Source organism: Flavobacterium sp. LS1P28 (assembly GCF_003970335.1).
GTDB lineage: Bacteria > Bacteroidota > Bacteroidia > Flavobacteriales > Flavobacteriaceae > Flavobacterium.
Genome location: NZ_RYDI01000010.1, coordinates 75,224 through 96,879 on the forward strand (window position 1 = coordinate 75,224; position 21,656 = coordinate 96,879).

Annotated in this window: 19 protein-coding genes; 15 read left to right on the forward strand and 4 right to left on the reverse strand. The window is 34.7% G+C overall.

The window, feature by feature from the left end; all coding sequences use genetic code 11:
* Positions 1-10: 10 nt before the first annotated feature.
* Positions 11-307: an isoamylase early set domain-containing protein gene (locus EKL97_RS09340; protein ID WP_126562104.1), complete on the reverse strand. Its 297-nt coding sequence runs from the start codon at positions 305-307 to the stop codon at positions 11-13.
* Positions 308-545: 238 nt separating this feature from the next.
* Between EKL97_RS09340 and EKL97_RS09345 the strand changes: the two genes are divergently transcribed.
* The 4 genes from EKL97_RS09345 (at position 546) to EKL97_RS09365 (ending at position 3,399) form a co-directional block, all read left to right on the forward strand.
* Positions 546-878 (forward strand): 2TM domain-containing protein, encoded by a 333-nt coding sequence (locus EKL97_RS09345; protein WP_126568714.1) that lies wholly within the window; start codon positions 546-548, stop codon positions 876-878.
* A gap of 2 nt (positions 879-880) precedes the next feature.
* Positions 881-1,363, forward strand: coding sequence for a dihydrofolate reductase (locus EKL97_RS09350; RefSeq protein WP_126457453.1), 483 nt, complete (start codon positions 881-883; stop codon positions 1,361-1,363).
* 598 nt (positions 1,364-1,961) lie between these two features.
* A complete protein-coding gene (gene ubiE / locus EKL97_RS09360) occupies positions 1,962-2,693 on the forward strand; it encodes a bifunctional demethylmenaquinone methyltransferase/2-methoxy-6-polyprenyl-1,4-benzoquinol methylase UbiE (protein WP_126564324.1) in 732 nt (243 codons plus the stop codon).
* A gap of 1 nt (position 2,694) precedes the next feature.
* Complete coding sequence (locus EKL97_RS09365) at positions 2,695-3,399, forward strand: porin family protein (protein ID WP_126457455.1); 705 nt, start codon at positions 2,695-2,697, stop codon at positions 3,397-3,399.
* A 53-nt stretch (positions 3,400-3,452) separates the two neighbouring features.
* Here the strand turns inward: EKL97_RS09365 and EKL97_RS09370 are convergent, their stop codons facing one another.
* Complete coding sequence (locus EKL97_RS09370; RefSeq protein WP_126457456.1) at positions 3,453-4,178, reverse strand: TrmH family RNA methyltransferase; 726 nt, start codon at positions 4,176-4,178, stop codon at positions 3,453-3,455.
* A 37-nt stretch (positions 4,179-4,215) separates the two neighbouring features.
* On the opposite strand from EKL97_RS09370, the gene EKL97_RS09375 reads away from it, so the two are divergent.
* The 3 genes from EKL97_RS09375 to accD all read left to right on the forward strand — a co-directional run bounded on the left by EKL97_RS09375 (position 4,216) and on the right by accD (position 8,873).
* Positions 4,216-6,783, forward strand: a complete 2,568-nt coding sequence (locus EKL97_RS09375) for a BamA/TamA family outer membrane protein (protein WP_126568715.1) — start codon at positions 4,216-4,218, stop codon at positions 6,781-6,783.
* Positions 6,784-6,842: 59 nt separating this feature from the next.
* On the forward strand, positions 6,843-7,910 hold the full coding sequence (fbaA, locus tag EKL97_RS09380; protein ID WP_126562105.1) for a class II fructose-bisphosphate aldolase: 1,068 nt from the start codon (positions 6,843-6,845) through the stop codon (positions 7,908-7,910).
* A 108-nt stretch (positions 7,911-8,018) separates the two neighbouring features.
* Positions 8,019-8,873, forward strand: coding sequence for an acetyl-CoA carboxylase, carboxyltransferase subunit beta (gene accD, locus EKL97_RS09385; protein WP_126452945.1), 855 nt, complete (start codon positions 8,019-8,021; stop codon positions 8,871-8,873).
* A 152-nt stretch (positions 8,874-9,025) separates the two neighbouring features.
* Here accD and EKL97_RS09390 read toward each other — a convergent pair whose 3' ends face one another.
* Positions 9,026-10,276 carry an ABC transporter permease gene (locus EKL97_RS09390; protein ID WP_126452943.1) on the reverse strand — a complete coding sequence of 417 codons (1,251 nt, stop codon included), beginning with the start codon at positions 10,274-10,276 and terminating at the stop codon, positions 9,026-9,028.
* A gap of 197 nt (positions 10,277-10,473) precedes the next feature.
* On the opposite strand from EKL97_RS09390, the gene purH reads away from it, so the two are divergent.
* The 6 genes from purH (at position 10,474) to rodA (ending at position 17,699) form a co-directional block, all read left to right on the forward strand.
* Positions 10,474-12,000, forward strand: coding sequence for a bifunctional phosphoribosylaminoimidazolecarboxamide formyltransferase/IMP cyclohydrolase (gene purH, locus EKL97_RS09395; protein WP_126568716.1), 1,527 nt, complete (start codon positions 10,474-10,476; stop codon positions 11,998-12,000).
* Between the two features lie 53 nt (positions 12,001-12,053).
* Positions 12,054-13,082, forward strand: coding sequence for a rod shape-determining protein (locus EKL97_RS09400; RefSeq protein ID WP_126452939.1), 1,029 nt, complete (start codon positions 12,054-12,056; stop codon positions 13,080-13,082).
* Between the two features lie 106 nt (positions 13,083-13,188).
* Positions 13,189-14,013: a rod shape-determining protein MreC gene (gene mreC, locus EKL97_RS09405; RefSeq protein ID WP_126457462.1), complete on the forward strand. Its 825-nt coding sequence runs from the start codon at positions 13,189-13,191 to the stop codon at positions 14,011-14,013.
* Positions 14,006-14,512: a rod shape-determining protein MreD gene (locus tag EKL97_RS09410; RefSeq protein ID WP_126457463.1), complete on the forward strand. Its 507-nt coding sequence runs from the start codon at positions 14,006-14,008 to the stop codon at positions 14,510-14,512. The genes mreC and EKL97_RS09410 overlap by 8 nt, the downstream gene beginning before the upstream one ends.
* Positions 14,509-16,458, forward strand: coding sequence for a penicillin-binding protein 2 (mrdA, locus tag EKL97_RS09415; RefSeq protein WP_126554942.1), 1,950 nt, complete (start codon positions 14,509-14,511; stop codon positions 16,456-16,458). Before EKL97_RS09410 ends, mrdA begins: the two co-directional genes overlap by 4 nt.
* A 5-nt stretch (positions 16,459-16,463) precedes the next feature.
* Complete coding sequence (gene rodA / locus EKL97_RS09420; protein ID WP_126457465.1) at positions 16,464-17,699, forward strand: rod shape-determining protein RodA; 1,236 nt, start codon at positions 16,464-16,466, stop codon at positions 17,697-17,699.
* Positions 17,700-18,055: 356 nt separating this feature from the next.
* On the opposite strand, the gene EKL97_RS09425 is transcribed toward rodA, so the two are convergent.
* Positions 18,056-20,314: a carboxy terminal-processing peptidase gene (locus EKL97_RS09425; protein ID WP_126568717.1), complete on the reverse strand. Its 2,259-nt coding sequence runs from the start codon at positions 20,312-20,314 to the stop codon at positions 18,056-18,058.
* 206 nt (positions 20,315-20,520) lie between these two features.
* Between EKL97_RS09425 and surE the strand changes: the two genes are divergently transcribed.
* Complete coding sequence (gene surE / locus EKL97_RS09430; RefSeq protein WP_126457467.1) at positions 20,521-21,300, forward strand: 5'/3'-nucleotidase SurE; 780 nt, start codon at positions 20,521-20,523, stop codon at positions 21,298-21,300.
* Positions 21,293-21,565, forward strand: coding sequence for a hypothetical protein (locus tag EKL97_RS09435; RefSeq protein WP_126453152.1), 273 nt, complete (start codon positions 21,293-21,295; stop codon positions 21,563-21,565). The genes surE and EKL97_RS09435 overlap by 8 nt, the downstream gene beginning before the upstream one ends.
* Positions 21,566-21,656: the final 91 nt, after the last annotated feature.

The window sequence follows — 21,656 nt, forward strand, 5'->3', positions numbered from 1 at the left end:
CGGTGTTTAGCTATACTACTAAAACACCGTTTTCATTTCCAGCAAACGCATTCCATTTGAAAGAATCTGCTTCTGGTTCATTGACAAATACTCCGTCGATAACGTATTTGAATTCGTAAGCAGCGTCTTTGGCCACATCAAATACTCCCTTGAAAGTTCCATTTTTTAATTTACTTAAAGCCCCTTCAGCAACATTCCAATTGTTGAAATCACCCACAACAGAAGCATGACTTGCTGCCTTTGCCGCTACCGAAAAAGTAACTTTACAAACTGGCTTTGTTTTTACAAATTGTTTTTTAATCGGCATAACATATTCATTTATAGGTTTATAAAACAAAGTAAATGTAATATATTGAAGTTTCAATGACCCCTGTGAAGTTTTAATGGAATGCCGTAAACTATGTTAATTTTTGATAAATTTAATAATTTAAAGGATCGTAAATTTACTATTCAAAAATCAGAATACGTTTTCTGTTGAAATAATCCTGAGGCAAAATAGTGACTTTGCAAAATAAATTTTACCTTTATAAACTAAAATCAGGACGATGGAAAAAGAATTACACGAACAATATGAATATGCAAGACGAAGAATAAAACAAAAGAAACGATTGTATTTTCATTTTGTTCTTTTTGTATTGGGAAGTTTATTGCTATTTGTTGCTCATAATTTCCTTGATAGTACGGTAGTCTCGTATTGGTATCTTTGGGTTATTACAATATGGCTATTCCTTTTTATTTTGCATTTTATAAAAATTTTCATCACGGATCGATTTATGAATAAAGATTGGGAAAGAGAACAAATAGACAGACTTGTAGTTTTGCAACAAAGGAAAATAGACCAATTACTGACGCAAGTATCTAACGACGACCCTAAATAATTATGATAGTAATGATTGCGGCCGTAGCCGAGAATAATACGCTAGGAAAAAACAATGAATTAATCTGGCATTTGCCCAACGATTTTAAAAGATTCAAATCACTTACTTCCGGGCATCATATCATAATGGGGAGAAAAACATTTGAAAGTTTTCCCAAACCATTACCAAACAGAACCCACATCATAATCACCCGACAAAAAGAGTATCACGCTGAAGGATGCATAATTGTTGATAGTATTGAAAAAGCACTGGAAGTTTGTCCAAAAGACCAAGACACCTTTATAATTGGTGGCGGCGAAATTTATACTTTGGGACTTCCTTTTACTGATAAAATAGAAATCACACGGGTACATCACTCCTTTGAAGGCGATGCCAGATTCCCTGCGATTAATGAGTCCGAATGGAAAATAATAGTTTCGGAATTTAATGAGAAGGATGAAAAGCATCTTTACGATTATTCCTACCAGACATTCGTTAGGAAATAAAATAAAAAAACATCCTTTTGGGGATGTTTTTTTTTAACCATTGATTAAGAGCAATGACCTAGTCTTGAAACAGTATTTGATAAACTAATATAAAAATTACAAACACTAGTAACACTCCAGAAACGAAGATTATAATGTTTGATGTTTTTTGAGAATACATCTCAAAAAAGCCTTTAATACCAAATACCACGAAGGTACTAAAGACGAAAAAAATTAAAATTTCCAAAAACAAATTTAATCCTAAGAACGTATGATGCGCTTTAACTACAATACTGCCTTGTAAAACAGCATTTTCAAAACAGCTAACAAGAACAAATGAGATAAATAGCGCTAAAAATATCCATTTGATTAGGTTCACTGACTCTTTTTTAATCATTTAATATGGTTCTTTCTTGAATACCAAATTTGCGCAATAAAAATCGGAGATACAATACCCACTTTTAGTGATATTTCAAATAAAAAAAATGATTCTTATTTTAACGGACTTAGTCTTATTTAGTTCGCAAAAAATCATTCCGGCACATAAAACAAAACTTGCTTCTAATTTAAAGAACTCGTTTTTAGTTCATCCCGTTTGTATTATATTTGCATAAAAAAAATGTCAGAAAAGATAACTCCTTATAAAGGTTCTGCCTTAGGTAAAAAAGAACAGGTTGCTCAAATGTTTGACACCATTTCAGGCAACTATGATAAATTGAATCGTGTCATTTCTTTTGGAATTGATATAAAATGGCGTAAAAAAGTTTTGCAGATGGTTGCGAAATCCAATCCAAAAATAATCCTGGATATTGCTACGGGCACCGGAGATTTAGCGATTTTAATGGCACAAACCAATGCTGAAAAAATCATTGGCTTAGACATATCTGCCGGAATGCTGGAAGTTGGCGTCCAAAAAATTGCTGACAAAAACCTTACTGCTACTATTGAAATGATTTTGGGCGACTCAGAAAACATGCCTTTTGAAGACAATTATTTTGATGCGATTACCGTTGCTTTTGGTGTTCGAAATTTTGAAACGCTGGAAAAAGGATTAGCTGAAATTTTAAGAGTTTTAAAACCAAATGGTGTATTTGTAATTTTAGAAACGTCAGTGCCAGACCAAACGCCTTACAAACAAGGCTATACTTTTTACAGTCAAAACATCCTGCCTTTGATAGGTAAATTATTCTCTAAGGATAACGTTGCCTACGGTTATTTATCTGAATCAGCTGCCGCTTTTCCTTATGGCGAGGCGTTAAACAATATTTTAAGAGAAATTGGGTTTATAGATGTTGTAGCATTACCGCAAACCTTTGGTGTGGCGACCATTTACTCAGCTTCTAAAAAATAACATGAAAAAAATAATTGCCTTACTCTTTTTTGCTTTTATTCTAAACGGATACGCCCAAAAGTCTCGAACTATTTTCAGCAAAGATCCCATTGTTAATTTGGAAAATTTTCAAAAAAAGAAAGTTTATTATGGCTTTTACTTAGGATTCAATTCCTATGATTTTAAAATTGATTATAAAATGAAAGGCCCTGATATACTGGTCAAAAAAACAACCGGTTTCAATGTGGGAATTATTGGTGATGTAAAATTACAGGAATACATTAACTTGCGATTTGAACCTGGATTGTATTACACAAAAAGAGACTTGTATTATCCTAATTTTTCAAACAGTGGCGATGCGCTTAGAGAAGTGAACAGCACGTACATTCATTTTCCTTTATTGTTGAAATTTTCCTCCCTAAGAACGGGCAATATTCGCCCCTATTTAGTGGGAGGATTGTCAGCTACTTTAAACTTATCCAGCAACTCTAAGTTGATGGATGATAATTTGCAGGAACGCTTTCGAGTTAAATCATGGACTACTAATTATGAATTAGGCTTTGGAATTGACCTTTTTTCCGAATATTTTATATTTTCGCCTTCCATAAGAGGTGTTTTTGGACTTAATGACGAACTAATTAGAGACAATGACCCCAGCAGTCCTTGGACAGGAAACATTGAAGCCTTAAAGACCAGAGCCATTTTAATTAATTTTACTTTCCATTAAAAAGTAGTTTGGCCGTTTTAAGTTCTCCCGTAAACTATGACTGCGCGTTGCTATCAGCCTCTACAAAACTCACTTAAGACAATTGCTGTTGCTGCAGCTACATTCAGACTTTCCGTTTTTTGAAGATTCCCAAAACGAGGAATTGTGAGTCGGTTGTGGACCTCATTTTCAAGAGCCGGAGAAATTCCATTAGCTTCATTCCCCATGATAATAATTCCCTGTTGAGGAAGAGTTGCTTTATAAATATTTTCTCCATCCATGAAGGTCCCAAAAATTGGAAGTTTTGTCTGCGCTAAAAAAACATTCAAATCAACATAATTAACATTCACCCGGGCAATGGAGCCCATGGTTGCCTGAACCACTTTTGGATTATACAGATCTACCGTTTCCTTTGAACACAAGACTTGTTGTATCCCAAACCAGTCACACAAACGCAATATAGTCCCTAAATTTCCAGGATCCCGAATAGAATCAAGCGCTAGAATCAAACCGGTTTCAGTAATTGATTTTTCTACTGGCATCTTAAAAACGGCTAAACATGTATTCGGAGTAGCCAATGCTGTAACTTTTTTTAAATCATTTTCTGAAATAATGGTTTTTTTTTCTTGGCTTACCGAATCAAAATCATTTTGGGTGGTAAACAAATGTTCCAATTCAAAATTAGAATCCAATAGTTCCTCAATTCCTTTGACACCTTCGGCAAAAAATAATTTATTGGCTATCCTATATTTTTTTTGCTGCAAACTCGTTATAAGCTTTATTTGGTTTTTACTAACCATAAAATAATGTACTTTTGAATTAAATATTTTAGAACACTTGAAAAAAATTTCTACAAAAATAACTGCATTTATTGTAATTGCAATACTAATTTGCGCTTGTGACGCTGTAAAAAGAGTTCCTGACGGGAAATTGCTGCTTACAAAAAATGAAATCGAGGCCAATGGCAAATCCATTAAGGAGGAAACTATTTTTAATCAGTTGTATCAAAAACCAAACAGTACCTTGCTGGGCTATCGTTTGCGCTTGAACCTTTACAATCTTGCCAATCTAAATCCAGATTCAACCTATCAGGCTAAGTTTGCTAACAATCCCGAAAAATACAAAAGACAATCCAAATGGCTGTCTGAAAAACAAGTCAACAGACTCGGAAAGTCTTTTTTATATTATGGCATCCATAATTTTTTAAAAAAAACAGGAGAGCCTCCTGTAATTATCGACAAAGAAAGAGCTGACAAATCAGTATTGCGATTGAAATATTACTATTTCAACAATGGCTATTTTAATGTAAATGCAAATTACAACATAGACACCCTGAGCCTTAAAAAAGCTAAAATAAAATACGCCATAACGCCCGGAAATGCCTTTTTCCTAGATACTTTAAAAACCACTATTTTAACTCCAGCATTAGACTCTTTATACCAAACCAATAAATCCAATACCTTTCTAAAATCAGGCAATCAATACAAAACAGAAGATTTTGAGAATGAAAAAAACCGAATTACCACTCATTTCAGAAATAACGGAGCCTATTATTTTCAGTCCAACTACGTTACTTTTGATATTGACACGATTAAAAAAGTAAATCAAGCAAATATAAACCTGGTCATTAATAATTATTCGTACCAAGATCAGGATTCTAGCAAAACGGTGCCTTTTAAAATTTATAAAATAAGTGATGTAAATATTTATACGGACTATTCCTCAGAGAATAACAACCGGACTATTACAGATAGTACAACCTACAAAAACTTCAATTTATACAGCCATCAAAAATTAAAATACAAACCTCGCGCGATAACTAACGCCATATTCATTACAAAGGGAGGTTTGTATGCTGATTACAAAACAGTCTTGACCACACGCTACCTGAACAACCTCAAAGTATTCAACTACCCCTCCATACAATATGAAGTTGACAAAAGAGACAGTACTGCACAATCGCTGATCGCTAAAGTATACCTGACTCCCCGCAAAAAATATAGTTTTGGGACTACACTAGATGTTACCCATTCTAACATTCAGGATTTTGGTATCGGATTGAGTGTTTCAGAAACAATCAGAAATGTTTTTAATGGTGCTGAAACACTGGAAATTGCAGCCCGTGGCAATATAGGTTCCTCACAAGATCTTGCCAATCCAAATAATAATTTTTTTAATGTATCCGAGTACGGGTTGGATTTAAAATTAAATATTCCTAGAATTTTCATTCCCTTTAGCACTGAAAAAATCATTCCAAAAAGCATGATTCCCTCCACACTAATCACAGTCGGTTTTGCAAAACAAAGAAATCTGGGGTTAGACAAAGAAAATTTCACGGGAGCACTATCGTACAATTGGACTCCAAAAAGAAACCATACTGCCCGATTTGACCTGTTTAACACCCAGTTTGTTCGCAATCTAAATCCCAATAATTATTTCTTTGTTTACAACTCTTCTTACAGAGCATTGAATGCCATAGGGAAGCAATACAACACCAACCCTAACTACTATAACAATGATATCGATAGGGATTTAGTCATTGAAAGAGGCACAACTGGATTTACCCGTGATGTCTTATCAGGAAATGCGAGTTTCTTAAAACCATTAGAAAGTGCTGATATAGAAAGTGTAAAAAGCATTGAGGAAAGAAGACTCCGACTTACGGAAAACGATTTTATACTCGCTACAAGTTTTACGTTTTCAAAAACAACAAAGAAAGACTTATTAGACAATGATTTTTATCTCTTTAGAACAAAAATAGAATCAGCGGGAACACTATTGTCAGCTTTTGCAAAAACGACAAATCAAAAAGAAAATGTCACCGGTAATTATGAGATATTTAATTTAGAATACTCTGAATACCTAAAAACAGAATTTGAATACATCAAACATTGGGATTTATCTAAAGAAAAGATCTTTGCCTTTCGATCCTTTTTTGGCATTGCAGTCCCATTTGGGAATTCAAATTACATTCCTTTTTCAAGGAGTTATTTTTCTGGGGGCTCAAATGACAACCGAGCCTGGCAACCATACAGCTTAGGTCCCGGGAGTAGCGGAGCTGTAGATGATTTTAATGAAGCCAACATGAAAATTGCCATTAGTGGTGAATTTAGATTTAAAATATTAGGCAATTTAAAAGGGGCCCTTTTTGCTGATGCCGGGAACATTTGGAACGTATTGGATAATGTGGTGGATGAGAAATCAACATTTACCAGTTTCAGCGACTTAAAAGACATTGCATTAGGCACGGGATTCGGCCTTCGATATGACCTGAGTTTTTTTGTAATTCGTTTTGATTTAGGATTTAAAACCTATAATCCTGCCAAAGAAACCCGTAAAAGATGGTTTCAAGAATATAATTTTGGAAACTCTGTTTTAAATTTTGGAATAAATTACCCGTTCTAATGCTAAATAATTCTTATTTTTGCAAAACTAAAAACTAAAAAATAACTAAAAAAAACACAATGGCACATACTATTAAACCGGGCGTAGCTACAGGAGATCAAGTACAAGAAATTTTCAATTACGCAAAAGAAAAAGGATTTGCACTTCCGGCAGTAAACGTTACTGGATCAAATACAATCAATGGTGTCCTTGAAACTGCAGCAAAACTTAATGCTCCTGTTATCATTCAGTTTTCTAATGGAGGAGCACAATTTAATGCAGGTAAAGGACTTTCGAATGTTGGTGAAAAAGCAGCTATCGCTGGTGGAATTGCAGGAGCTTTACACATTCACACCATGGCGGAAGCGTATGGAGCAACTGTAATTTTACATACTGACCATTGTGCGAAAAAATTATTACCTTGGATAGACGGCCTATTAGATGCTTCCGAAGCACATTTTGTTAAAACCGGAAAACCATTGTTTTCGTCTCACATGATTGATTTATCTGAAGAGCCTATCGAAGAAAACATCGAAATTTGCAAAGGCTATTTAGAACGAATGAGTAAAATGGGAATGACATTAGAGATCGAACTTGGAATCACAGGTGGTGAAGAAGATGGTGTAGACAACTCTGATGTAGATAGTTCTAAATTATATACACAACCGGAAGAAGTTGCTTACGCATACGAAGAACTTTCAAAAGTAAGTCCACGATTTACAATTGCTGCTGCTTTTGGAAACGTACATGGAGTGTACAAACCCGGAAATGTAAAATTGACTCCAAAAATATTGAAAAATTCTCAGGATTTTGTTCAAAATAAATTCAATACAGGATCTAATCCAGTAGATTTCGTTTTCCACGGTGGTTCTGGTTCTACATTAGAAGAAATAAGAGAAGGGATCAGCTACGGGGTAATAAAAATGAATATCGATACTGATTTGCAATTTGCATTTACAGAAGGAATTCGTGATTACATGGTTAAAAATATTGACTATTTGAAAACTCAAATTGGAAACCCAGAAGGCGCTGATGTTCCAAACAAAAAACATTACGACCCAAGAAAATGGTTGCGTGAAAGTGAAGTTACTTTCAACACAAGACTTGAGCAAGCATTTGCTGACTTGAACAATGTGAATACATTATAAAAATAGTGGTCCGTTTTTAGTGTTCAGATCTCAAATGCTGATAATGGAACACTAAAACTGATTACAAAACACTGAATACCTGATTACTGAACACTGAATACTAAAGAAATGGCTTGGTTTAAAAGAAAAGAAAAAGGGATTACTACCGCTACCGAAGACAAAATGGATATTCCAAAAGGACTTTGGTACAAATCTCCAACCGGAAAAATCATTGATGCCGATGAACTAGCTCGCAACTTATTTGTGAGTCCAGAAGATGGTTTTCATGTCAGAATTGGAAGTGCTGAATATTTTCAAATCTTATTTGACAATAATGAATTTGTTGAATTAGACAAGAATATGACTTCTAAAGATCCTTTGCACTTTGTGGATACCAAGAAATATGCAGATCGTTTGAAAGATGTAATGGAAAAAACCAAACTCAAGGATGCAGTACGCACGGGAGTTGGAAAATCAAAAGGTAAAGATTTAGTTATTTGCTGTATGGATTTTGCCTTCATTGGTGGTTCTATGGGTGCAGTTGTAGGTGAAAAAATAGCGAGAGGAATTGATCACGCCATCAAAAACAACTTGCCTTTTGTCATGATTTCAAAATCAGGTGGAGCCAGAATGATGGAAGCTGCTTATTCATTAATGCAATTAGCCAAAACATCTGTTAAGTTAGCACAACTTGCCGAAGCAAAACTTCCTTATATTTCGTTATGTACAGATCCAACAACTGGAGGAACAACTGCTTCATACGCGATGCTAGGGGACATCAACATATCTGAACCAGGCGCATTAATAGGATTTGCTGGACCTAGAGTAGTACGAGACACAACTGGTAAAGATTTACCTGAGGGTTTTCAGACTGCTGAGTTTTTACTCGAACATGGCTTCTTAGACTTTATCACACCAAGAAAAGAATTGAAAGACAAGATCAACTTGTACATTGATTTGATTCAGAACAATGATATTCGATAAATAAAATCCCAAGCAATTGGGACTTTATATTTGCGCTACATTCTCTTTATAACAAAAAACAGCTTCCAAAAAAATATTGGAAGCTGTTTTTGTTATGCCATTATATTTAAAATTAAGTGTTTACAAAAGAGGATTACTCAAACCTGAGTTTTTTATATCCCGGTACGAATAGCCTCCACCGGATCTAATTTAGAAGCTGCAATTGCAGGTAGAATTCCGGATATTAGACCAATTATAGCCGCTAATCCTGTTCCTAGGACAATATTACCCATACTTAAGACAAACTCGAAGTCTAAGGCTTTTGTTACAATAAGAGTAATAATCCAAACTAAGAGCAATCCTATCAAACCACCAATAACTGATAATATTATCGCTTCAAATAAAAACTGAAACAATATAAACTTGTTTTTGGCTCCCAATGATTTTTGGATCCCAATCAAATTCGTACGCTCTTTTACAGAAACAAACATAATATTAGCAATTCCAAAACCACCTACAAGCAGAGAAAAGCCACTGATAACCCATCCTACAAGATTCATTTGCCCAAGGATACCATCAATAAGGTCAGTAAATCCAGAAAAAACATTAATGAAAAAATTATCTATTTCACCTGCTTTCACTCCCCTAAAGCTTCTTAATTTTTGTGCTATTTCTTCTTTATAAGCTGCCATGTCAGCTCCATTTTCAGGTTTAAAAATAATAACATTTGTCAAAGCAGTATTATTATCCCCGTATAGTTGTCGCACAAAATTGACTGGAATATAAGCTGAGGTGTCATTACTATCCCCAAATAAACCCGCTCCTTGTTTCTTCAAAACCCCAATGACCGTAAAACGATTTCCATACAACCGCACGTTTTTTCCAATGGGTTCTGCATCATCAAAAAGTGATTTTGCAATTTCATTCCCCAAAACAACAACTGTAGCTCCGGAATTGGCTTCGGATTCATTGTAAAATCGTCCGCTTTCAAACTCAAGGCCCTGAATATCTATAAATTCCTGAGAAACAGGAACTATATTGACATCACTAACTGTTTTTGAATCAAATTTAATAGATTCTCTTCTAATAAATATTTGATAGGCCATTTGATCCGTGTTAGTCATTGCACCTTTCATATAGGTGTATTCATCATACTTCACATTAGGAAACTGTTCTCTTTTCCATTGTGGAATTTCCGAAGGTCCGAAAGAAAATTTCATCAAATAAATCGTATTTTTATCTAAACTACTCAAATCTTTAGTGATTTTTCTGTCCAAAGAATCTACAGCAGCGAGTACCGCTATAATAGAAAAAATTCCAATAGTAACGCCTAACAAAGAAAGCAGCGTTCGTAACTTATTGTTGCGCAATGCATTCATCGCAAAGCTAAAACTCTCTTTTAATAATCGAAGGTAAACTAACATACAATCTATTTAGTGTTAAGTAAAATTCTATAAATATTAATCAGAAACCTAATGAAAAATCGTTTCGTTACATTGTGAAAGCGCTATTTTTATGTTTCCCGTTGCAATAGCCGTAAAAATTACAATTATCTCAATTTCAAATGGCTTAATTTTGACATTAAAAAACTATTTTTGCATTTTATAACTATAACTACATAATGAGCACAACTAAAACAATTCAATCTGCATTAATCTCCGTCTTTTCAAAAGAAGGATTAGAACCTATAGTAAGACAACTAAACAGTCAAAATGTTACACTTTATTCTACTGGAGGGACTGAGGATTTTATAAAAAATTTAGGAATTCCCGTAATACCCGTTGAAGATGTGACCTCTTACCCTTCTATTTTGGGTGGAAGAGTAAAAACATTACACCCAAAAGTCTTTGGTGGAATACTAAATCGCCAAGATAATGAGAGTGATGCACAACAAATGCTAGAATTCAACATTCCACAAATTGACTTAGTCATTGTTGACTTATATCCTTTTGAAAAAACGGTTGCTTCAGGAGCAAGTGAAGCAGACATCATTGAAAAAATAGATATTGGTGGTATTTCTTTAATTCGTGCTGCTGCAAAAAACTTCAAGGATACCGTAATTGTGGCTTCGGTAGATCAATACGGCTTGCTTTTAGATTTAATTATCGATCAAAATGGCGCCACAACATTGGAAGACCGAAAATTATTGGCAACAAAAGCATTTCATGTTTCATCGCATTATGACACTGCAATTTTCAATTATTTTAATACTGACGAAACCATTTACAAAGAAAGTATTCCTAACGGTCAAGTGCTGAGATACGGTGAAAACCCACATCAAAAAGGATTTTTCTTTGGAGATTTTGAGGCCATGTTCAACAAAGTGCACGGAAAAGAATTATCATACAATAATTTGTTGGATGTAGATGCGGCTGTAAATTTGATAGCTGAATTCAACAATGACGGCCCTACATTTGCCATATTAAAACACAACAACGCTTGTGGTTTAGCGACACGAACAACTATTACTGAGGCCTATTTAGCCGCATTAGCTTGTGACCCGACATCTGCATTTGGAGGTGTTTTAATTTCCAATACTAAAATTGATGCAGCGACTGCAACAGAGATAAACAAATTATTTTGTGAGGTGGTCATTGCCCCCGAATATGATACTGAGGCCCTGACTATTTTACAAGAAAAGAAAAACCGAATCCTATTAGTTCAGAACGAGGTTGGGTTACCCCAAAAAACGGCACGAACCTGCTTGAACGGACTTTTAATTCAAGAAAGAAATACGGTAACTGACAATAAAGAAGCCTTAAAAACCGTTACCATAACAGCTCCTACTGAACAGGAAATTCAGGATTTAATTTTCGCTTCCAAAATTTGTAAAAACACCAAATCAAACACGATTGTTTTTGCTAAAAACGGAACACTTATTGCATCCGGTACAGGACAAACATCCAGAGTTGATGCCTTAGTACAGGCGATAGAAAAAGCTAAAAATTTTGGATTTGACTTACATGGAGCCTCAATGGCAAGTGATGCATTTTTCCCTTTCCCAGACTGTGTTGAAATAGCTAAAAAAGCAGGTATTACTGCGGTAATTCAGCCAGGCGGATCCATCAAAGACAATTTGAGCATTGACTATTGCAATGAAAATAAACTTGCAATGGTATTTACGGGAACGCGTCATTTTAAACATTAATTTGTTTAACTTTGTGCGTTTCAAATTTATAACATTTTAACCCCAAAAAATTTATGGGATTTTTTGATTTCATGACTGAGGATATCGCGATAGACCTTGGTACCGCTAATACTTTAATCATACATAATGATAAAGTTGTAATAGACAGTCCATCAATTGTTGCCAGAGACAGAGTTTCTGGTAAAATCATTGCTGTGGGCAAAGAAGCCAACTTGATGCAAGGTAAAACACATGAAAACATTAAGACAATACGCCCTTTGAAAGATGGTGTAATTGCTGATTTTGATGCTTCAGAAAAAATGATAAGTATGTTTATCAAAAGCATACCCGCGCTAAAGAAAAGAATGTTTACTCCTGCGTTAAGAATGGTCGTTTGTATTCCCTCTGGCATTACCGAAGTGGAGATGAGAGCCGTAAAAGAGTCTTGTGAAAGAGTAAACGGTAAAGAAGTATACCTAATACACGAACCTATGGCAGCAGCAATAGGTATTGGTATTGATATTATGCAACCAAAAGGAAACATGATTGTAGATATAGGTGGTGGAACAACTGAAATTGCCGTAATCGCCTTAGGTGGTATTGTTTGTGACAAATCAGTAAAAATAGCTGGTGATGTATTCACAAATGATATCGTATATTATATGCGTACCCAACACAATCTTTTTGTTGGAGAAAGTACAGCTGAAAAAATAAAAATTCAAATTGGCGCAGCAATAGAAGATTTAGAAACACCTCCTGAAGACATGTCCGTTCAAGGTAGAGATTTACTTACTGGTAAACCAAAACAGGTAGAAGTATCGTACCGAGAAATTGCAAAAGCATTAGACAAATCAATTCAAAGAATTGAAGATGCCGTTATGGAAACGTTATCACAAACTCCCCCAGAACTAGCTGCCGATATATACAACACAGGAATCTACCTTGCCGGTGGAGGCTCCATGTTAAGAGGTCTTGACAAGCGAATTTCACAAAAAACTGATTTACCAGTTTACATTGCAGAAGATCCGTTAAGAGCTGTAGTAAGAGGGACAGGAATGGCACTAAAAAACATTGCTAAATTTAAAAGTATTTTAATTAAGTAATTTGTTATAGCTACTCTTGTCAATTTACAGGACTGAGATAGCATCCAGCAACAACTATTAGATTCCAAAATAAAACAGACAGCTATTTATATTATACCGTTAGAAAATGCAGCAAATATTTAATTTTATTTTTAAAAACAGTAATCGGTTACTGTTTTTGCTGCTTTTGGGTATTTCATTATCCCTTACCATTCAATCCCACTCCTTTCACAGAAGTAAAATAATTAGTTCTGCAAATTTTCTAAGCGGAGGTGTCTATGAAAAGGTAAACAACCTTAATGAATATTTGAATTTAAAAACTGAAAATGAAGCACTCGCGCTTGAAAACGCAAAATTAAAGAGTCTTATATTTAACAAAAAAGATACCACTGCAATAAAAAAACTAGACAGTCTAAAAGGGATCGAATCAGGAGATATATTAGTATCTAAGGTAATACACAATTCTTATAGTACTCACGAAAATTATTTAACCTTAAATTCAGGAGAACTAGAAGGTGTGAAACCAGACATGGGCGTTATAAACAGCTTAGGAATTATAGGAATCATAGAAAATACCTCACCTAATTATGCCACTGTAATCAGCATTTTAAATAAGAAATTTCAAATTAATGCTAAAATCAAAAAATCCAATCATTTTGGATCTTTGATATGGAACGGAAAAAGTACTGGCTTTGTACAATTGATAGATGTTCCTAGATTAGCCGCTATTAGAAAAGGAGATACCATTGTAACAGGGGGGCAATCTGTAATATTTCCAGAAAACATCAACATAGGAACTATTGACAAAATAGAAATAGACAATCAGACTAATTATTACACCATAAATGTTAAATTATTTAACGATATGACAAATCTAGGTCACGTTTATATTATAACGCGTAAAGATCGTGAAGAAATTATTAATTTAGAAAAAAGAAATAAGGATGAATAGCGCACTGTTAGTCAATATTTCCCGATTCCTTTTGTTATTAGCAATTCAGATTATCATATTTAATAACATGAATTTTTTTGGGTATATAAGCCCATTTCCTTATGTGTTATTTATCATACTTTATCCCGTAAATGGAAATAAATCAGGACTGCTAATTGCTAGTTTTTTACTAGGCCTTATCATGGATATGTTCAGTAATTCTGGAGGAACACATGCGACCGCTTGCTTAGTATTAGCCTACTTTAGACCTTCTGTTTTTAAGTTTTCCTTTGGGTTAAGTTATGAATACCAAACTATAAAACTGAATGATGTATTAACCCCAGAAAGATTTTCTTTTTTATTACTATCGGTTACCATTCATCATTTTACGATGTTTTTGCTGGAAGCTTTTCAATTTAGCTTTATTTTAGATGTCGTATTACGAACTTTATTGAGTACCATATTCACACTCCTTATTTGCATAATTATAATATACCTTATTAAGCCTAATAAAAGATGAGAAAAGCACTATTGCCTTCCCTAATCATTCTTGCTACTTCTTTACTAATATTGCGTATTTTTTATTTGCAAATAGTGGATGACACCTTAAAGTTAAAATCTGAAAATAACGCAATTAAAAAAAAATATGAATATCCTGAAAGAGGCTACATCTATGACCGTAAAGGCGTATTAATGGTTGCGAACCAAGCATCTTATGACATTATGGTCATTCCTAGAGAATTAAAAAACACAGATACTTTAGAACTTTGTCAATTGTTGAAAATTTCAAAAGAAGATTTCATTAAAAGAATTGAAAAAGCTAGAATATATAGTCCGCGGTTACCCTCTGTTTTTTTATCACAATTGAATAAAAGTGAATTTGCAGCTTTTCAAGAAAAAATAAGAAAATATGAAGGTTTTTATTTTCAAAAACGTTCCCTTCGTGATTATGAAGTAAATTTTGGAGCCAATGTTTTTGGGGGCATCACTCAGGTAAATGAAAAACTAGTAGCCAAAAATCCATATTACAATAGCGGTGATTTAATTGGAAGACAGGGAGTTGAAGAAAGCTATGAAGATCTTTTACGCGGGGTAAAAGGGGTTAAATACATTCAAAAAGACAAATACAATAGGGAAATTGGCTCCTATAAAGAAGGGAAATACGACACTATAGCCGTGCAAGGAGAAGATATAAATCTTACTATTGACGCCGAACTTCAAAAATACGGAGAGGAATTGATGATTAATAAAAGAGGCGGAATTGTTGCTATAGAACCTCGCACTGGCGAAATACTAGCACTGGTAACCGCTCCTTCTTATGATCCAGGAATATTGGTAGGAAGACAACGCTCTAAAAACTACACCCAACTATACCATGATTCAATAGCAAAGCCACTGTATGACAGAGGATTACTAGCTGAATATCCGCCAGGATCACCGTTTAAAATTTTAACTGGCTTAGTTGCTCTACAAGAAGGTGTAATAGATGAAAACACAAGCGTATCCTGCAATAATGGTTTTAGTTATGCAAGAGGTCGATTTATGAGATGCCATTGTAGAGGAGGTTCTCTTCAGCTGCACAGAGGTATATATGAATCTTGCAATTCCTATTTTGCCACAGCGTATATGAAGACAATAAACAAATATACAAAACCGGCCACAGCTGTTGATGTTTGGAGCAACCACATAAAAAGCTTTGGACTGGGACAATTTATGGGATATGACTTACCAACAGGTAAAAGAGGAAATATTCCGGATTCTAAAACATACAAACGCATCTATCCAAATGGAGGGTGGAGAAGTACCACGATCGTTTCTAATTCAATAGGACAGGGCGAAGTTCTAATGACACCCATACAACTTGCTAACATGATGGCAACTGTTGCAAATGAAGGTTATTATTACACCCCTCACATCATCAAAAAAATTGAAGGCCACAAAATTGATAAAAAATTCACGACAAAACACACCACCACCATCGACAAAAAACACTTCAAACCCATAATTAGCGGTTTGTTTGATGTGTACAACATGGGGACTGCTAGCGCACTTAAAGTAGAAGGAATAGATATTTGTGGTAAAACCGGTACAGCTGAAAATTTTGCTAAAATTGGAGGCAAAAGAATTCAACTTAAAGATCATTCCATATTTGTAGCATTTGCACCAAAAGACAATCCGAAAATTGCCATTGCTATCATGGTTGAAAATGGGGGATTTGGATCAACAATAGCGGGACCAATTGCCAGTTTGATGATTGAAAAATACCTAAGACAAAAAATCACAAGGATAGATCTGGAAAAAAGAATACTTGCAACCAGCTTACAAAGTCAATATGCCAAATTAGGTGGACTTTCTGACGCAGTCAAATTGCAATTACGCATTAGCGACTCGCTTTTAAATAAAAGAACAATTCCTGCCGTAAGGATTAAAACAGATACATCAAAAGTAAAAAAACAAGTTATTTAAATGTAATGAAAAACCAAAGTATCACAAATAATATTGATTGGATAAGCATAATCATCTATGCGGTATTAGTTATTTTGGGCTGGTTAAATATCTATTCCTCCTCTATGTCTTCGATGCAAGACACCTATGAAAAACAATTGATCTTCATCGTATTGACCATTCCATTAATATTCATAATACTCTCGGTTGACGGGAAATTTTATGAGAAATATGCGAGTATCATCTTTGGAGTATCACTACTCACATTAGCCGGGCTGTTTTTATTTGGCAAAACAATTGCTGGTCAACGTTGCTGGTATGCTATTGGAAGCTTCACGATCCAGCCTTCTGAATTTGCAAAAGCAGCCACTTCATTAGCATTAGCCAAATATTTGAGTGACACACAAATTAATTTAAAAGAAGTCAATAGACAAATACAGGCTCTTGCCATAATCTTCCTACCTGTGCTACTCATTTTGCCTCAGCCAGACCCTGGAAGCGCATTGATATACAGCATATTCATCATTGTTTTGTATCGTGAAGGACTTCCGGCTTGGTATGTTTGGACTGGATTTATTACAATTCTTTTATTTGTGTTTACCTTATTATTAGAACCAGAATATGTAATACTTATTGGATTAGCAATTATAATATTGGTTCATTTCAAATCAAGACTGGCAGACCGAAATATTGTTTTGAGCAGTATTATCTTTGCTCTGATTTCTGGATTTGTGCTATCTGTAGATTATGTATTTGACAACCTGTTCAAACAACATCACCGAGATCGTTTTAATATTCTTTTAGGAAAAACTGTTGACCTCAAAGGAATTGGATACAACACCAATCAATCCGAAATAGCCATAGGATCTGGAGGCTGGTTTGGAAAGGGATTCCTAGAAGGAACACAAACCAAAGGTGGTTTTGTACCGGAACAACACACGGATTACATCTTCACAACTGTAGGCGAAGAATGGGGATTTCTGGGTTCTCTGGCTGTAATCGCCCTTTTTGCCTGTTTACTTCTTCGAATAATATACCTTGCCGAAAGACAAAAAACAAAGTTTAGCAGAGTATATGGTTACTGTGTTGCAGGCGTACTTTTTACTCATTTCTTTGTAAACATAGCCATGGTAGCCGGTATTTTCCCCACCATAGGCGTACCCTTACCTTTCTTTTCCTACGGAGGTTCCGGTCTTTGGGGTTTTACAATATTGCTTTTTATATTTATAAAAATGGATGCCAATAAAGTAAATGAATGGTAATTTGACAAATTTAAGACAAAAGTAATCCACGAACCTCACTATGGATTATTACTCTTTGTTTTTGAATCAAAGACCTAAACAATAAATATATTTATCTTATTGTTACATTGAATTGAATCCTAAAGTTATACGTTAATACCAAAATTCAGATGGTAATTTGCAATAAATCCGGTCTTTTTCAGTAACATTTTAGCACACTAAATTGATAGATAAACAGCATTGATTTACTTATCTAGTCTCCTTCACTGAGTTACAAAACTCGAAAAAACAATTACCCAAATAGAAAAACCCTGTACGTTCTTAAGAATGTACAGGGTTTTTCTATTATTATTGACTGAAACTTGCTGAAAAACTACCTAAGATTTCGCTAATTTATCTTTTTTAATTTTAACAGGAATGCTTTTTTTAGAAATTGCTTTTGATTGCAAATCTTCTAATACATTCAGTGCTTCCTCAACATAAATATCTTTTGCTAAAGCTTCATGCCATCTTTCTCTTTTTTCTTTTAAAGAAGCGTCTTTATTAATTGCATCTGCTTCATGAGGCAGTGAAGTAAACGTAAGTAGATTTTTGTAATCTACAATTGGTTTGTATTTTTTAGCTTTTTCTTCAATTTCAGATTGTGCGATTTTAAATGTATCAATATTCAAACTATACACATTCTCCTCGCTTCTACTATCAATCCACTTCGCATTCTCTTCAATTAATTGAAACTGTGCATTTTTACTAATACGGTTTTTGCTATTTGTTATCGCCTGATTAAAGTTGTCATTATTAGTCCAAACACTGTAGTCAGCCCGATCAATTTTGTCCCAAGGCATTGCATTATCCATATCGCGCTCTCCCATTTTCAAGTAGGCATAACGATCCGGCATAACGATGTCACTTCGTACACCATCTAGTTGAGTAGAACCACCGTTGATTCTATAAAATTTTTGTGTGGTGGTCTTAATAGCACCTAAATCCCCAACGGAGCTACTGCGCACAAACTGGTTCAGGTCAATCACATTTTGAACGGTTCCTTTACCGTACGTTTGTTTGCTCCCAATTATAATTCCTCTTTTGTAATCTTGAATTGCAGCGGCTAAGATCTCAGAAGCTGAGGCAGAAAAACTATTCACCATAATTACTAAAGGGCCATCCCATTCTATTTTTTTATCTCGATCGTACAACACTTCTTTTTTTCTTCCTGCTGATTTAATTTGAACAATGGGACCCTGCTCAATAAATAAGCCTGCAATATCTACAACCGTGGATAATGATCCGCCTCCGTCATCACGAACATCAAGAACAATTCCATCAACACCGGATTGTTTCAGTCGCTCGACTTCAATAGCAACATCTTTACCGGCATCTCTACCGTCTTTATTTTCAAAATCAATATAGAATTTAGGCAAATAAATTATCCCATATTTCATCCCGTTTTTATTCACGATACTTGACTTGGCGTACGTTTCCTCAATTTCAACAATATCTCTGATAATAGAAATAATCTTGATTGTTCCGTCTACTTTTTTAACTGTAAGTCGGACTTCCGAACCTTTTGGTCCTTTAATTTTCTTTACCACATCATCAAGCCGCATCCCAACAACATCAACTGAAACTCCGGAGCCCTGCCCTACTTTCATTATTAAATCTCCTGCTTCCAGTTGTTTCCCTCTCCATGCGGGACCACCGGAAATAAGTTCCGAAATCTCAGTTAAATCATTTTTCTTTTGGAGACGGGCACCAATTCCCTCTAACTTTCCGCTTATACTTACATCAAATCGTTCTTTTTCTTCGGCAGCAAAATAATTCGTGTGCGGATCAAAACGAGCCGTAATAGAATTTATATACACAGAAAACCAATCATTTCTATCCAAATCTTTTATAAACCCAAAATATTCATCTAATGATTTTCCAGAATTTCTTCTGGTTTCTTTTTCTAATTCTTCAAAAGTCTTTGGTTTATCTGGGGTTACCGTGCTGTCCTTTGCTGTTTCTTTAGAAAGTTCTTCTTTTAATTTTTCCTCTTTTTTCAGTATTGCAGCATCCAGTTTTGCCTCATTAGTCTTGTTTTCTTGTAAAGCCAAACGATCTACCAGAGAAGAAAGAGTTGATAATTTAATTTGCTTACGCCATTTATCCTTTAATTCACTTGCACTCTTAGCATAGGGAGCCTTTTCATAATCTATATTAAAGCTTTCATCAACAGAATAATCAAAAGGCTCACTCAAGACATCCTTATAAATCTTTTTACTCTCTTCCATTCTTTTCATCAAACGATCATAGGTAAGATTAAAAAAAGACAAGTCTTTATTCAACAACTGATCGTCTAACAACAACTCAAATTTCGAAAATTCATCGATATCGGATTGCAGGAAAAAACGTTTAGATGGATCTAAAGCCTCAATATAATCTTTATAGATTCCTTTTGAAAAAGTATCGTTAATATCGGCAGGATTGTAATGTCCTTTCTGGATTACAAAAGTCAACAACTCTAGGAGTAATTTATCTTTTTCTGGGTCGTTCTCTTTTGATGCATTATATTTAAAAGCAAACAATGTTAACGAAAGGCATACAACAACAAGTATGATTTTATAATTTCTTTTCATAAAGCTAAGAATTGTATTCATGAATTTTTAATCTAAATTATGGTAAAAACTATGCCAACCGCAGCAGTAGCCCCATAAATTTTTGTTAAAGATATAAATTGTTTTTATTATTTTAAGTTAAATCAACCAACATAACCTATTTTTATATTTTGTTTAGTGATTTCATTCAGGGGGATTACATTTACGCTGAAAACCAAAAATAATCAATCTTTTTACAAACAGATATAATGAAAAAAACAAGACCTTTAATTCTAATAACGAATGACGACGGAATTTCGGCACCGGGACTTCGAGCCTTAATTGCCGTTATGGCAGAAATAGGCGAAATCGTCGTGGTTGCGCCTGACAATCCACAAAGTGCCATGGGGCATGCCATTACCATAAACAGCATGTTGTATTTGAATAAAATCTCTAAAGATAGCGATCCATTTTTAGAGTACAGCTGCTCCGGAACTCCAGTGGACTGTGTGAAACTGGCTGTAAATGAAATCCTAAAAAGAAAACCAGATTTATGTGTTTCCGGTGTCAATCATGGTTCAAATTCATCCATAAATGTAATTTACTCCGGAACCATGAGTGCGGCAGTCGAGGCAGGAATAGAGGGAATTCCAGCTATAGGCTTCTCTCTTTTAGATTATGACTGGAACGCCAATTTTGAAACGATCAAAACCTTTATACGCAAAATCTCTTTAGAAGTTTTAGAAAATGGACTTCCAGAAGGGGTCGTTTTAAATGTTAATTTCCCAAAATTAAACGAAAAGGACATCAAAGGAATTCGTATTTGTCGCCAAGCCAAAGCACTTTGGGTAGAAAAATTTGATAAAAGAAAAACACCGCAAGGAAGGGATTACTATTGGCTGGCAGGAGAATTTGTCAATCAGGACAAAGGCGAAGACACAGACGAATGGGCGCTCGAAAATGGATACATATCAGTTGTTCCAGTTCAATTTGACTTGACAGCACATCATGCCATACAGCAACTTAATACCTGGAAATGGAATGAATAAGAACGATTTAGTCTGGGGAATTTTGGTAGGATTTCTCACTACACTAGTTGGCTGCTATCTCTTTATTACCTTTTTTACTGACTTCCAGTTTATCATTGGAATTCAGATCATAAAAGCGCAGGGAAATTTAGGAAAAATCATCACACTGGGATCCATCCTTACGTTGATAGCCTTTGGCATTCTGCTAAAAATGAATAAAGAAATGATGGCGCGTGGTGTCGTATTGGCCATCATACTAATGACAGTACTCACTTTGTTTATTTAAGAAGGCTTATTAGTTTACCTTTGTAAATTGACATACCATTTATAACAGACCTGAATTTATAAATTTAAATGCTGAATTTATACCTTTCTAA